The sequence below is a fragment of the Nonomuraea sp. NPDC001699 genome, from assembly GCF_053596455.1.
Genome location: NZ_JBSFGF010000018.1, coordinates 74,925 through 88,518, shown reverse-complemented (window position 1 = coordinate 88,518; position 13,594 = coordinate 74,925). Strand labels below are relative to the sequence as shown.

At 71.3% G+C, this 13,594-nt stretch carries 8 protein-coding genes; 5 read left to right on the top strand and 3 right to left on the bottom strand.

What is annotated here, in order from left to right:
- Positions 1-142: 142 nt before the first annotated feature.
- On the bottom strand, positions 143-3,712 hold the full coding sequence (locus ACWCSU_RS38125) for a galactose-binding domain-containing protein (RefSeq protein WP_449941697.1): 3,570 nt from the start codon (positions 3,710-3,712) through the stop codon (positions 143-145).
- Between the two features lie 235 nt (positions 3,713-3,947).
- Between ACWCSU_RS38125 and ACWCSU_RS38120 the strand changes: the two genes are divergently transcribed.
- The 5 genes from ACWCSU_RS38120 to ACWCSU_RS38100 all read left to right on the top strand — a co-directional run bounded on the left by ACWCSU_RS38120 (position 3,948) and on the right by ACWCSU_RS38100 (position 9,961).
- Positions 3,948-4,940: a LacI family DNA-binding transcriptional regulator gene (locus ACWCSU_RS38120; protein ID WP_357693566.1), complete on the top strand. Its 993-nt coding sequence runs from the start codon at positions 3,948-3,950 to the stop codon at positions 4,938-4,940.
- 141 nt (positions 4,941-5,081) lie between these two features.
- Positions 5,082-6,455: an ABC transporter substrate-binding protein gene (locus ACWCSU_RS38115; protein ID WP_449941695.1), complete on the top strand. Its 1,374-nt coding sequence runs from the start codon at positions 5,082-5,084 to the stop codon at positions 6,453-6,455.
- A 71-nt stretch (positions 6,456-6,526) separates the two neighbouring features.
- The gene (locus ACWCSU_RS38110; protein WP_449941693.1) at positions 6,527-7,447 is read left to right on the top strand and encodes a carbohydrate ABC transporter permease; all 921 of its coding nucleotides are present in this window, start codon (positions 6,527-6,529) and stop codon (positions 7,445-7,447) included.
- 2 nt (positions 7,448-7,449) lie between these two features.
- Entirely contained in the window at positions 7,450-8,409 is a 960-nt protein-coding gene (locus ACWCSU_RS38105; RefSeq protein ID WP_357693560.1) for a carbohydrate ABC transporter permease, read from the top strand.
- Between the two features lie 34 nt (positions 8,410-8,443).
- The gene (locus ACWCSU_RS38100; RefSeq protein ID WP_357693558.1) at positions 8,444-9,961 is read left to right on the top strand and encodes a glycoside hydrolase family 13 protein; all 1,518 of its coding nucleotides are present in this window, start codon (positions 8,444-8,446) and stop codon (positions 9,959-9,961) included.
- Positions 9,962-10,097: 136 nt separating this feature from the next.
- Here ACWCSU_RS38100 and ACWCSU_RS38095 read toward each other — a convergent pair whose 3' ends face one another.
- Positions 10,098-11,081: an endonuclease/exonuclease/phosphatase family protein gene (locus ACWCSU_RS38095; protein ID WP_449941691.1), complete on the bottom strand. Its 984-nt coding sequence runs from the start codon at positions 11,079-11,081 to the stop codon at positions 10,098-10,100.
- 41 nt (positions 11,082-11,122) lie between these two features.
- On the bottom strand, positions 11,123-13,453 hold the full coding sequence (locus tag ACWCSU_RS38090) for a protein kinase domain-containing protein (protein WP_449941689.1): 2,331 nt from the start codon (positions 13,451-13,453) through the stop codon (positions 11,123-11,125).
- Positions 13,454-13,594 lie beyond the last annotated feature (141 nt).

Below are 13,594 nucleotides of genomic sequence, written 5' to 3'. Positions count from 1 at the left end.
GAGCGCGGGCCCGCGACCAGCGGGTTCATCGGATTATGTAAAGAAACTTTAAAGTTGTCCACGCGGCTTCCATACCACTTTGGTCATATCGCGGACGTGTCGTCCGGGCCCCCGCGGACCCGGACGACACGTCGGGACGGGCTCAGTTCACGTTGAGCGTGAACGTGCTCGTCGTGTTGCGGATGTCGGTGGCGTTGCCGCTCAGCCGCAGACCGTTGAACGTGGCCGACCCGATCGCCGGGCCCTGTCCCGGCTCGGGCAGCTCGTTCACCCAGATGCCGAAGCCGGACTTGGCGTCGAAGGCGTCACCGCTCCTGCGCGCCCCCGAGATCGACACGTTCGTGAACACCGTGTCGGTGACCGGGTTCAGCGGCGTGCTCGGGCTGGAGTAGCCGGTCTGGAACATGATCCCGCTGTAGGTCGGGTCCACGATGTCCACGTCGGTCACCCGGATCGCGGTGAACTTCTTGGACGAGGAGAAGATCCACAGCGCCGGGAACGTCTGCTGTCCCCAGAAGTGCCCGCCGGAGCGCACGAGCGAGATGTTCTCGAACTTCGTCTGGCCCGGCCCGAAGTCCCGCATCGGGATGCCGAAGTCGAGCGAGCTGATCGTGATGCCCGAGTAGACCAGGGTGTCGGCGATGTAGGCGTTGCGCACGACGTTGTTCTGGCCGCCGTACACCGCGACGCCCGCGGCCCGCCAGGTCAGCAGCGAGCTGATGTTCTCGAAGACGTTGCCCGACTGGTCGGCGTTGACGTTGTCGATCGCCGCGAACAGCGCGAAGCTGTCGTCGCCGGTGGCGCGGGTCTCGACGTTGGTGATCAGGTTGTTCGTGCTGCCGTTGGTGAAGTTCGCGCCGTCGGCGAAGGTGTTCCTGATCCGCGAGTTCCTGATCGTGACGTGGTCGACGTTCGTGCCCCAGAACATGCAGATCTGGTGCTCGACCCAGATGTTGTCGATCGTCATGTTCGAGACCTTCGACAGGTCGAAGATCTTGCCGGGGCCGTCGATGCGCGAGGTGTAGTTGCCGAAGTGGGCGAACCCGGCGAACGTCGAGCCGTTCGACGACGCCTCGGTGCGCCAGCCGACGTCGGTGCCGTCCTGGCCGGAGGGCGAGACGAACCTGGTGTACCAGGGGCCCGCGCCGACCACCTTGACGGCCTTGCCGTACACCTGGAACTTGCCCGTCGTCTGGTACGTGCCGGCGGGCAGGTAGACGCCGGTCAGGTTGCTGTCCTGGCGCGCCTTGTCCAGGGCGTTCTGCACGTCCTGCTGGGAGAACCCGGCCGGTACGGCGTAGTGCGCGGGGTCGGGGTTCGCGGCCGGGGAGACCTGCTCCAGGCTGACGAAGTCGATGGCGTAGGTCGTGGTGTTGGCCGGGTCCTTCTGCAGCCTGATCCTGCTGCCCTTGGGGACGGTGGTGTTCAGCATGACGTTGGCCTCGTCGTAGATGTGCCGGGCCGGGCCGGCGCCGGGCGAGTTGCCGGGGCTCGCCTCCGCGCCGTACAGCCAGGCGTACTTCGAGGTCAGGTCGATGGCCTTGTGGAAGGCGCCGTCGACGTAGATGTTCAGGGTCGAGTTCGTCCCGCCGCCGCCCGGGGCGTCCGGGATGGAGAAGCGGGTGACCAGGGTGTTGGTGTCGGCCTTGGTGGTCCACTCGACGTAGGAGCCGTTCTGGTTCAGCGTCACCGCGCGACGGCCCGACGCCTCGCCGGCCACCGTGCCGACGTCCCTGCTCGGGCCGACGACCTGCGCGCCGCCGCCGGTCACGCCGTCCTCGGCCTCGTAGGTGTCGTACGGCATGTTCGCGCCGCGGCCCACGAAGAGCTGCTGGGTGCTGGTGTTGTTGGCCTGCTTGACCGGCAGCTCGTTGGCGTCGTTCGCGATGACGGTCTTCACCGTGTACCTGCCGTTGGCGGCCGTCCAGGTGCCCAGGGTGACGGGCGCGGTGGTGGCGCCGGCGGCGATCGCGCCGCTGTGGGAGCCGGTGAGGGTCCTGACGACCGTGCCCGCCTCGTTCGCGACGGTCAGCGTGACGCCGTGCGCGCCCGCCGCCGAGGCGACCGTGCCCTGGTTCTTGATCGCGACCGAGAACGTGACCGTGCTGCCGCCGGCCGGGTTGCCCGGCGTCCAGGAGACCGGCGAGGCGACCAGGTCGGAGGTGTCCACCGGCTTGACCACCAGCGGGGACGGGCCGGTGAGGGAGTTGTTGGACTCGTTCTGCTCGATGACGGTCCCGGCGTCGTCGGCCTTGGCGGTGACCGGGTAGTTGCCGGCGTCCCGGGCGCCGATGTTCGCGGTCACGGTCGCGGAGGCGCCGGCGGCCAGCGCGCCCACGTTCGCGGTGGCGACCTTGGCGGCGCCGAGGGAGAAGGCGACGTCGGTCGCGGCCGACGGCGCGTTGCCGGCGTTCCTCACCACGGCCGCCAGCGTGACGGCGTCGGTCTCCACCGGCGCCTGCGGCGTCCAGGACAGCGAGGTCACGGTCAGGTCCGGGTTCGGCGCGGGCACGCCGATCACCTGGAGCTCGGCCACCTGCCCCGCCGGAGCCCCGGTGTTGGCCGTGAACGACAGCCGCACGTCGGCCACCCGCGCGCCGACCGGGACCGTCACCGTGTTCCCCGAGGCCGGGTCGAACGTGTACGACGCCGAGGAGACCAGGTTCGTGAACCCCGAGGCCCCCTGCTCCCGGCCGAGCACCTGGAAGGTCTGGGTACGGGTGCTCCACACGGCCGCCGGGTCGAGCCTGACCACGACCGAGGACACGTCGGCGTTCGCGCCGAGCTGCACGGTGAGCGTGTTCGGGTAGCTGCCGCCCGCGCCCTCCCAGTACGTCGTCACGCTGTTGTCGTTGGCGTTGGCGGCGACGTAGGTGTGCACGTAGGAGGAGGCGGTGATCGGCTTGCCGGCGGCCAGGTTGGAGCCGCCCCCGCCGCTGCCGGTCCGGGTGACGGTGTTGCTCGGCGGCGACTGGTTGCCCGCCGCGTCCCTGGCCCTGACGTGGTAGGAGACGGTGAGCGTGCCGGGCTGGTTGTCGGTGTAGGTCAGCACGTTCCCGGCGACGCTGGCGCGCAGCGCGTTGTTGGCGTAGACGTCGTAGCCGGTCACGCCCACGTCGTCGGTGGCGGCGGTCCAGGTCAGCTTGATCTGGCCACTGGCGGGCTCGGTGTAGGCCAGGTTGCCGGGCGCGGCCGGGGCCTGGGTGTCGCCCGAGCCGGGGCCGTACACCTCGAACTCCGAGACCTGGGCGGCGGGCCAGCCGGTGTTGGCGGTGACCGTCACCCGGACGTACCGGACGGTCGCCGCGGTGAAGGTGATCGTCGCCGCCGGGGCGAACGTGCGGACGGCCGAGGCCGAGAGGGTGGTGGTCGGCGGGTTGTCGGTGCCGCCCTGCACCGTCAGCGTCTGCGTCCTGGACTCCCACGTGGAGGGCAGCTTCAGGACCAGCTGGTTCACGCTGACGGCCGAGCCGAGGTCCACCTGGATCCACTGGGGGAAGGCGTTGTTGGCGCTCTCCCAGTAGGTGGCCTGGTTGCCGTCGGTGGCGTTGCCGCCGCCGTACACGTCGGTGCTGCTGCTGACCGTGACGGGCTTCCCGGCCGCCAGGTTCGGGCCCGCGGCCGCGGCCGGAAGGGCCGTCCAGCCGATCATCGCCAGGGCGACCGCCACGGCCGCCGCGAGCGGTCGTAAGAGGGAAGGCTTGCGCTTCATGGGGGGTGTCACCTCTCGTCAGGCTGGGAGGGTTGCCCGCACCTTAAGTTGACCAATAGAAATGCGCAATGTTTCTACTTCATTTCGCAAATAATCGACTGCGGGTGGGCATCCCGCCTGTCTTGAAGGAGCCAGCTCAAGAGCCCTGCACGACTCGCGGTTCTCGTGGGCAGTGACTGCAAGGAAGGGCGCAAGCTGTTGCAAGTGTTTGCGGATTTGGTCGTATAGTTTGCGCATGACCCGACGACTCGGAGACGTGGCCAAGAAGGTCGGCATGAGTGAGGCGACCGTGAGCCGGGTGCTCAACGGCAAGCCCGGCGTGTCGGAGGCCACCAGGGAGGCCGTGCTCACGGCGCTCGACGTCCTCGGGTACGAGCGCCCGACCCGCCTGCGCGGCGACCGCGCCCGGCTGGTCGGCCTGGTGCTCCCCGAGCTGCAGAACCCGATCTTCCCCGCGTTCGCCGAGGTCGTCGGCGGCGCCCTGGCCCAGCAGGGCTTCACCTCCGTGTTGTGCACGCGCACGGTCGGCGGGGTCAGCGAGGCCGACTACGTGAGCCTCCTGCTCTCGCAGCAGGTCTCCGGCGTCGTCTTCGCCGGCGGGCACTACGCCCAGGCCGACGCCTCCCACGGGCACTACGAGCTGCTCTCCGAGCGCGGGTTGCCCACCGTCCTGGTCAACGCCGCGGTCGAGCACCTGGGGTTCCCGCAGGTGTCGGCCGACGACGTGGTGGCCGCCGAGATCGCCCTCGGCCATCTGCGCAGCCTGGGCCACGAGCGGGTGGGCCTGGTGCTCGGGCCGCGCGATCACATGCCGTCCCGGCGCAAGCTCGCCGCCGTGGCCGACCAGGTCGATCCCGCGCTGGTCGAGCACAGCATGTACTCGCTGGAGGGCGGCCACGCGGCCGCCGCCCGGCTGGTCGCCAAGGGCGTCACCGGCATCGTGTGCGCCAGCGACGTGCTCGCGCTCGGCGCGGTGCGGGCCGTGCGCCGGGCCGGCCTGTCGGTGCCGGAGCACGTCTCGGTGGTCGGGTTCGACGACTCGGCCCTGATGAACTGCACCGACCCGCCGCTGACCACCGTCCGCCAGCCGATCGACGCCATGGGCCGGGCGGCCGTCGACCTGCTCATCGCGCAGATCGACAAGCACGTGGTGCCCGCCGACGAGCTGCTGTTCGACCCGGAGCTGGTGGTCAGAGCCTCGACGGGACGGGTGCGCGACCCCCTCTGAAGGCGACTTCCAGTGACCTAGTCGTTATCTTGCAATCCCATGTCGAAACATTGCGGACATCTGAGCGATCTGCCATTGTGAGCGCACAGCGGGGCGCCTCACCGTCCCCCGGCTTCGTCAAGCTTCGGAAGGGTCAGATCGATGAAGAGATCGGACTATCGCAGGACTGTGGGGCTGCTCCTGGCGGCAGGCCTGAGCATGAGCGCCGCGGCCTGCGGCAGTGACGACACCAAGCCCCAGGCACAGAACAGCGCCTCAGGTGCCGCGCAGGTGAACATCACCGTCGCCTGCCAGCCCGCGAAGTCCGCGCCCAAGGAGCGTCAGGCCTGGGACGACGACGTGGCCGCCTTCCAGCAGGCCCACCCCGGCGTGACGGTCAAGAGCACCGACCAGCAGCCCTGCTTCGATCCCAAGACCTTCGGGCCGAAGATGGCCGGCGGCCAGATGGAGACCGTGTTCGTGGTGCCGGTCACCAACTACGCCGACGTGATCGGCAAGGGCCAGGGCCTCGACATCACGCAGTACACCGGTGAGATCAAGAACTGGAACGACCTGCGCCAGGACGTCCGCGACCTGGTCACCAAGGACGGCAAGGTCTACGGCGTCCCCAACGTGCACTACAGTGTCGGCCTGGTCTACAACCGGGCGCTGTTCACCAAGGCCGGGCTCGACCCCAACACCCCGCCCAAGACCTGGGACGAGGTCCGCGAGGCGGCCAAGAAGATCGCCGCGCTCGGCGGCGGCGTCATAGGCTACGGCGAGTACTCCGGCGGCAACACCGGCGGCTGGCACTTCAACCAGGCCCTGTACGGCCGCGGCGGCGACATGGTCTCGGCCGACGGCAAGACCGCCGCGTTCAACTCGCCCGAGGGCAAGGCCGTGCTGCAGTTCCTGAAGGACCTGCGCTGGGTGGACAAGAGCACCGGCGCCAAGCTGTTCAACGCCTGGGAGCCCCTCATGCAGGCCATGGGCTCGGGCAAGGTCGGCATGATGCTCGGCGCCCCCGACGTCGTCACCGACGTGGTCAACAAGTTCAAGGGCGCCTCCACCGACTACGGCATCACCGGCTTCCCCGAGGCCAAGGCGTCACTGAGCGGCGGCGAGGCGTTCTTCGTCAACCCCAAGGCCACGCCCGAGCAGGTCAAGGCCGGTCTGGCCTGGGTGGACTTCCGGTTCAACACCGTCGACAAGGGCCGCTTCGACTTCGCCCGTGGCAAGGCGCTCGGCAACCCGGTCGGCGTGCCGGACAACGATGTCTACGGCGCCTCGCCCACCGGCAAGGCCATCCAGGACGGCCGCAAGGCCAGCGCCACCCTGCCGGTGGAGAACTACCAGCCGTACGTGGACGCCTCGGCCACCATCCCGCCCAAGATGGAGCCGCCGCACGCCCAGGAGCTCTACGCCATCCTCGACGTGGCCATGTCGGCCGTGCTGAGCCGCGAGGACGCCGACGTCGACCAGCTCCTCGCGGACGCCGAGACCAAGGCGAACGCCATGCTGGCCAGCAAGGGCTGAGCGGAACGTGAGACCGGGGCGCCGCGTCCGCCGGCGCCCCGGTACGTCGAGTCGGTGATCGGAGACACCCCATGAGCATTGCCACCGCCGGAACCGCGCGACGGCCGAGGCCGCCCTCGCCGCTGCGCCGGGCGTTGCGGAGGAACCTGACGGCCTACGGGTTCATGGTCGGGGCGCTGTTCTGCTTCGTACTGTTCTCCTGGTACCCCATCGTCCAGGAGTTCATCCTCGGCTTCCAGAAGACCGACCTGGTCAACGAGCCCGAGTGGGTCGGCCTGGAGAACTTCAGGACCGCCTTCGCCGACCCCGCCTTCGGGCCCGCGTGGCTGAACACGCTCACCTTCACCGTCCTCGCGCTGGTGCTCGGCTACGGGCTGCCGTTCGCGGTGGCCATCCTGCTCAACGAGCTCCGCCACTGCCGGGCCTACCTGCGGTTCGTGGTGTACCTGCCGGTCATGCTGCCCCCGGCCGTCGCGGTGCTGCTCTTCCGCTGGTTCTACGACCCCGACGTCGGCCTGTTCAACCAGATCCTCGAATTCTTCTCGCTGCCCGGCCTCAACTGGATCTACTCCACCGACACCGCGCTGCTCTGCCTGGTGCTCGTCTCGACCTGGATGAACATGGGCTCGGCGACCCTGATCTACCTCGCCGCGCTGCAGAACATCTCGCCCGACCTCTACGAGGCCGCCGAGCTCGACGGCGCCGGCGTGTGGAAGCGGATCAGGCACATCACGATCCCGCAGACCCGGCTGATCCTGCTGCTCATGCTGATGTTGCAGATCGTCGCGACCATGCAGGTCTTCATCGAGCCGTACCTGCTGACGGGCGGCGGCCCCGAGAACGCCACCGCCACCGTCGCCTTCCTGATGTTCCAGCAGGCGTTCACCTACAGCAACTACGGCGCGGGCGGCGCGCTGGGGATGATGCTCATGGTCGTCCTGCTCGCCTTCGCCGCCGTGCAGCTCCGGCTGACCCGCGAGGAGAAGAGCTGACCATGTCGAACGCCACCCTGCAACGCCCCGCCGCGCCGTCCTCGGCAGGACGCCGGGCACGGCGGCGGCCGCCCCGGCGCATCGAGGTGCAGTTCCGCACGATCATCTCCCCGCACCAGCTCAACAGCCGGTGGGGGCGGCGCGTCTACTGGACGGTCCTGGTCGCGACGGTCGTGACGTTCACGGTCGTCTTCCTGCTGCCGATGTACTGGATGATCACCGGCGCGCTGAAGTCGGCCGAGGAGTTCGCCCAGGTGCCGCCCACGCTCTTCCCCGAGAAGCTGAACTTCGGGAAGTTCCTGGAGGCCTGGGAGCTGTTCGACATCGGCACGCTGCTGCGGAACACCGTCGTGTACGCCGGCGGCGGCTGGCTGGTCACCATGGCGGTCGACGTCACCGCCGCGTACGCGCTGTCCAAGCTGCGCCCGGCGCTCGGCAACGTCATCCTCGGCGCGATGCTGGCCACCCTGATGATCCCGCCGATGGTCGTGCTCATCCCCACCTATCTCGCCATCCACGACGTGCCGATCTTCGGCTGGGACCTGCTGAACAACCCGTGGGGCCTGTGGCTGCCCGCCGCGGCCAACGGCTTCAACATCTTCCTGCTCAAGAGGTTCTTCGACTCCATCCCCCGCGAGCTGCTCGAAGCCGCCCAGATCGACGGCGGCGGCCCGTTCCGCATCCTGTGGTCGGTGGTGCTGCCGGTCTCCCGCCCGATCCTCGGCGTGACGTCGATCTTCACGATCGTCACCTCGTTCAAGGACTTCATCTGGCCGCTGCTCGTCATGAGCGACAGCGAGAAGATGACGCTCAGCGTGGGCCTGGCCCAGACCGCCGGGGCCGTGTCGCAGGACCAGGTCATGGGCGGCCTGGTGATCGCCAGCATCCCGACGATCATCGTCTTCTTCATCTTCCAGCGGCACATCATGGCGGGACTCACCGCCGGCAGCCTCAAGGGCTGAGTGCCTCCACCTATGGCAAGGAGTTGTCTTCAGCATGTCCGAAACGTGGTGGCGGGGAGCCGCGATCTATCAGGTCTACCTGCGCAGCTTCGCCGACGGCAACGGTGACGGCGTGGGCGACCTGGCGGGGCTGCGGGCACGTTTGCCGTACCTGTCGACGCTCGGGGTGAACGCGATCTGGCTCAACCCCTGGTACCCGTCGCCGCTGGCCGACGGCGGGTACGACGTGGCCGACTACCGGGACATCGATCCCGTGTTCGGCACCCTGGCCGAGGCGGAGGAGTTCATCGCCGAGGCGCACGAGCTGAACATCAGGATCATCATCGACGTGGTGCCGAACCACAGCTCGACCGCGAGCGAGTGGTTCCGGGAGGCGCTGCGCGACCCGTCCGTGCGCGACCGGTTCTGGTTCCGGGACGAGCCCGGCGAGTGGCAGTCGATCTTCGGCGGCCCCGCCTGGACGCAGGTGCCCGACGGCCAGTGGTACCTGCACCTGTTCGACCCCGGGCAGCCCGACCTCAACTGGACCAACCCGGACGTCCACCGCGAGTTCCACGACGTGCTGCGCTTCTGGTACGACCGCGGCGTGGACGGCATCCGCATCGACTCCGCCGCACTGCTCACCAAGCCCGACGGCCTGACCGGCTCGTACGAGGACCTGGACGAGGTCCACGACGTCTACCGGAGCTGGCGCCTGATCAACGACGAGTACGACGACCGCGTCCTGGTCGGCGAGGTGTGGCTGCCCGACCAGGAGCGCCTGGCCCGCTACCTGCGCCACGACGAGCTGCACACCGTCTTCAACTTCCCGTTCCTGGCCTGCCCCTGGGAGCCCGCCGGCCTGCGCCAGGTGATCGAGCAGACCCTCGCCACCCACACCCCGCTCGGCGCCCCGCCCACCTGGGTGCTGTCCAACCACGACGTCGCCCGCGTCGTCACCCGGTACGGCCGCGCCGACACCTCCTGGGACCACGGCGACCGCAGGGACGGCGCCCCCTCCGACCTGGAGCTCGGCTACCGCCGGGCACGTGCGGCGGCGCTGCTGGCCATGGCGCTGCCCGGCGGCATCTACATCTACCAGGGCGAGGAGCTGGGCCTGCCGGAGGTGGACGACATCCCCGACGAGCTGCGCCAGGACCCGATGTGGCGGCGCTCGAACCACACGGTGAAGGGGCGCGACGGGTGCCGGGTGCCGCTGCCGTGGTCGGGCGACGAGCCGCCGTTCGGGTTCGGCACGGCCACGCCGTGGCTGCCGCAGCCGGACGCCTGGAACAAGCTCACCGTCGAGGCCCAGACCGCCGATCTGGGCTCGATGCTCAACCTCTACAGGAACGGGCTGCGCATCCGCGCCGAGCGGCTCGGCGACGGCACGCTCACCTGGCTCGACCTTGGGCCCGACGTGCTCGCCTTCACCCGGGACTCCGGCCTGACCTGCGTGGTCAACCTGGGCCCCGGCCCGGTGCCGCTGCCCGCCCACGACACGGTCCTGCTGGCCAGCGGCGCCCTGGACGGCGACCGCCTGCCCGCCGACACGGCGGCCTGGCTCGCCTGACCGCCCCGGCGTCCTGCCTCCGCCCGCGGCCGGGGGCGGGGTCGCGGTCGGGGGCGCGGTCGTGCCTGTCCTGCGCCCGGCCTGCCCGGGCGCGGGACCGTGTCCGGCCTGTCCCGGGCGCCGGAGTTCGGCCGGGTCAGCTCTGGACGCGCAGGTCGGCGAAGAGGGCGCGGTGGTCCGAGCCCGGCAGGTCGAGGATCCGCGCGTCCACCGCCCGCGTGCGCCCGTCCGTGAGCACGTGGTCGATGGCGACCAGCGGCGGGATCCGGCGCATCGGCCAGGTGGGCACCAGCCCGTTGCCGGTGGCCGCCGCCGCGTCGGTGTAGCCGGTGCCCAGCAGCCGCCGGAACACGGCGTGGTCCAGCGTGGCGTTGAAGTCCCCGGCCAGGATCCGCGGCGCGCCCGTGGACGACGCGGGCGGCAGCGTCCCGACCCCCGCCTCCCACTCCGGCACGGTCGAGGGCACCGGCGCCACCGGATGCACGACCACCACCTCCACCGAACCGCCGGGCAACGCCGCCTCCACGACCGGCATGTGGTGCCCGACCGGCTGGAACAAGCCCGTACGCTCGGTCAGCGGGTAGCGCGCGTACACGCCGCTGCCCACCGGCCCCCACGTCTCCGGCTTGGTGACCTGGTACGGCAGCAGCGTCTCCAGCCCGGCCGCCGTCAGCCGGTCGCGTTCCGACCAGGTCAGCTCCTGGAGGCTCAGCACGTCCACATTCAGCGTGCGCACCAGGTCGACGATCGTGCGGGCGTCGCCGCGGCCGCCGTTGAGGTTGGCGGTCAGCACGCGCAGCGGACGGCCGGTCGCGGCGTCCGCGCCACCGGGCAGGGCGCGCGGGAGCACCAGCCAGGCCAGGCACACGCACACCGCCAGCATGACCGCGACCGCCGCCCTGCTGCGGGCCAGCGCCGCCACCCCCAGCATCAGCAGCGCCGCGATCCCGAAGTACGGCGTGAAGGACACCAGCGGGACCAGCGGGAAGCCCGACTCCAGGCCGCCGAGCCGGACCGCCGTCCCCGCCGCGAAGAGCACCGCGACCGCCGTCGCCAGCCGCCGCCGCCACACCCGGCGCGGACGCGTCCGCACGGGTTCCATCGCTTCGTCCGTCAGCACAGCCCGAACCCTAGGCCGCGATTCTTAAACGCAGATGAGCGTCAGGCGGGACCGAGGCTCCACGCGCTGAGGAGAGCGTCGCCGCCGGCGCCCACGACGACGGGACGGCCCTCCAGCTCGGCCAGCGCCAAGGCCCGGATCTCGGCGCCCGGCCCCGGGCCCAGCTCCCCGATGACCTTGCCGTCGGCCAGGTTCCAGACGCGGACGACCGTCTCGCCGCCGCCCGGCGCGTGCGCGACGACCGCGACGGGCCTGCCGCCGAGCGCGCCCACGACCAGGGAGGACGTCCCCCGGTCGTCGGGGCTGCGGCGGCTGAACGTCCACTTCTTCCTGCGCCTGCCGGTGGCCAGGTCGTAGACGCGCAGGGTGGCGTCCAGGTGGGTGGAGACCAGGACGGGACGGCCGTCCAGCTCGCCGCAGGCGAGCAGCTCGATGCCGCCGATCTCGCCGGTCTTGTAGGTGTGTGTCACCTTTCCGTCAGACAGGCGGCGTACCCGGACGCGGTTGCCGCCGTCGCCGGTGACGAGCACGTCGTCGCCGCCGAGCCGGCCGAAGGCCAGGCCGTTGACGCCCTGGAAGTGGTCGGTGACGGCGGGGCCGATCTGGCGGCCGGTGGCGATGTCCCACAGGCGTACGACGCTGTGCAGGTCCTTGAGGCTGTCGTACTTCTGGGTGACCGCGACGCCGCGTCCGGCGGTGGTGACGGCGATGACGGGGTCGGCCGCGCTCACCCTGCCGAGGACGCCGCCCGCCGGGTTCCACAGCCGCGTCCCGCCGTCGCGGTGCCCGGTGGCGGCCCTGCCGTCGCCGCAGGCCACGGCGGTCGCGGCGGCGCCTCCGTCGCCGAGCCTGAGGACGGTCGCGGGCGCCGCGGCCAGGTCCCAGACTAGCGCCACGCCCTTGGACGTGCCGCAGACGACGGTGGAGCCGGCGGCGGCCAGGACGGCGGGCTCGCCACTGCCGGCGGGCAACGGCACGGGCTCCCTGACCGGCGCGCCGAACGGCTCGACCGCGGGGGCCGGGCCGGTGGACCCCGTGGGAGATCCGGTGGGGTCCGCTGTCGGGTCCGCTGTCGGGTCCGCTGTTGGGTCCGCTGTTGGGTCCGCTGTCGGGGACGTGCCGGGCGCGGGGCTCGTCGCGGCCGTCGCGGGGGCCGTCGGCGTGCCCGACGCCGGGGGGTCGGTCGGGTCGCCGGTGGGGCCGGGGTGCGGGTCGTCGGCGAGGCTGTTCGCGGGACGCAGGAGGAGGAACGCGGACGTGGCCGCGGCGGCCACGGCCGCCGCACCGCCGACCATCACGGCCCGCCGGCTGACCCGCCGATCCGCACCCGGCCTGGTCGGCTCCCCGTGAAACGCGGGCCCGGTAGCCCCGGCCCCGGGCGGCGGAACCGTCCCCGGGCCCGTCGCCCCGGCCCCGGCAGGGGGAACCGCCGCCCCGGTCGCGGGGGGAGGGGCCGTCGCCGGGGAATGCGCCGGGCCAGGGGCGGCGGGCGCGGCGGGTGTGTGCGGCGGGCTCGGCGGGACGGGGGGAGGTGGCGGGGTCTGGAGGGAGGCCGGGTGGGGGGTGCCGGGGGCGCTGATGAGGTGGCGCAGGAGGGCGGCGGGGGTGGGGCGGGCGGCGGGGTCCTTGGCGAGGCAGGACCGGATCGGCTCCACCAGGCGGGCCGGCAGGCCCGTCAGGTCGGGTACGCCGCTCATGACCTTGTGCAGGATGGCGGCGACCGTCTCCCCGGCGTACGGCGGATGACCGGTGGCCGCGAACACCATCGTCCCCGCCCAGCTGAACACGTCGGACGCCGGCCCGACCCGCTCACCCGCGAACTGCTCCGGCGACATGTACGCCGGCGTCCCCATCGGCGCCGAGGCCATCGTCGTCGCCCCCAGCGCCTTGGCGATGCCGAAGTCGATCACGATCGGCCCCTCGGGCCCCATCAGCACGTTGCCCGGCTTGAAGTCGCGGTGCACGATGCCGGCCTCGTGGATGGCGGCCAGCGCGGTCAGCGTGGAGATCGCCAGCCGGTCCAGCGCGCCCCCCGTACGCGGCCCCGACTCCCGGACGAGCCTCTGCAGGGTGTCGCCCGCGACGTACTCGCTCACGATGTACGGCCGCCCGTCGGCCACCCCCACGTCCAGCACGGCGGCGGTGCAGAAGGCGGCCACCCGGCGCGCCGCCTCGGCCTCGCGCAGGAGGCCCCGGGTGACGGCGTCGTCCTGGGTCAGGTGGCTGTGCAGCAGCTTGACCGCGACCTCGCGGCCCGTGCCGTCGACGCCCTTGTAGACGACTCCCTGCCCGCCGGAGCCGAGCACGCCGAGCAGCCGGTGGTCGCCGATCCTCTCGGGATCGCCCGGCCGGAGCGGACGGACTTCCGGCATTCCGCTCCCTTCCTCGGGCACGTACGGGGACATGTCGGCGAACCACACCCTAGGGCCGTTCGGCCGGGCCCCGGAAGGCGGGGCCCGCGCCGGATGGCAGGATCGAATCCGGCACCGCCCAGGAGAAGCCGGCACCGCACA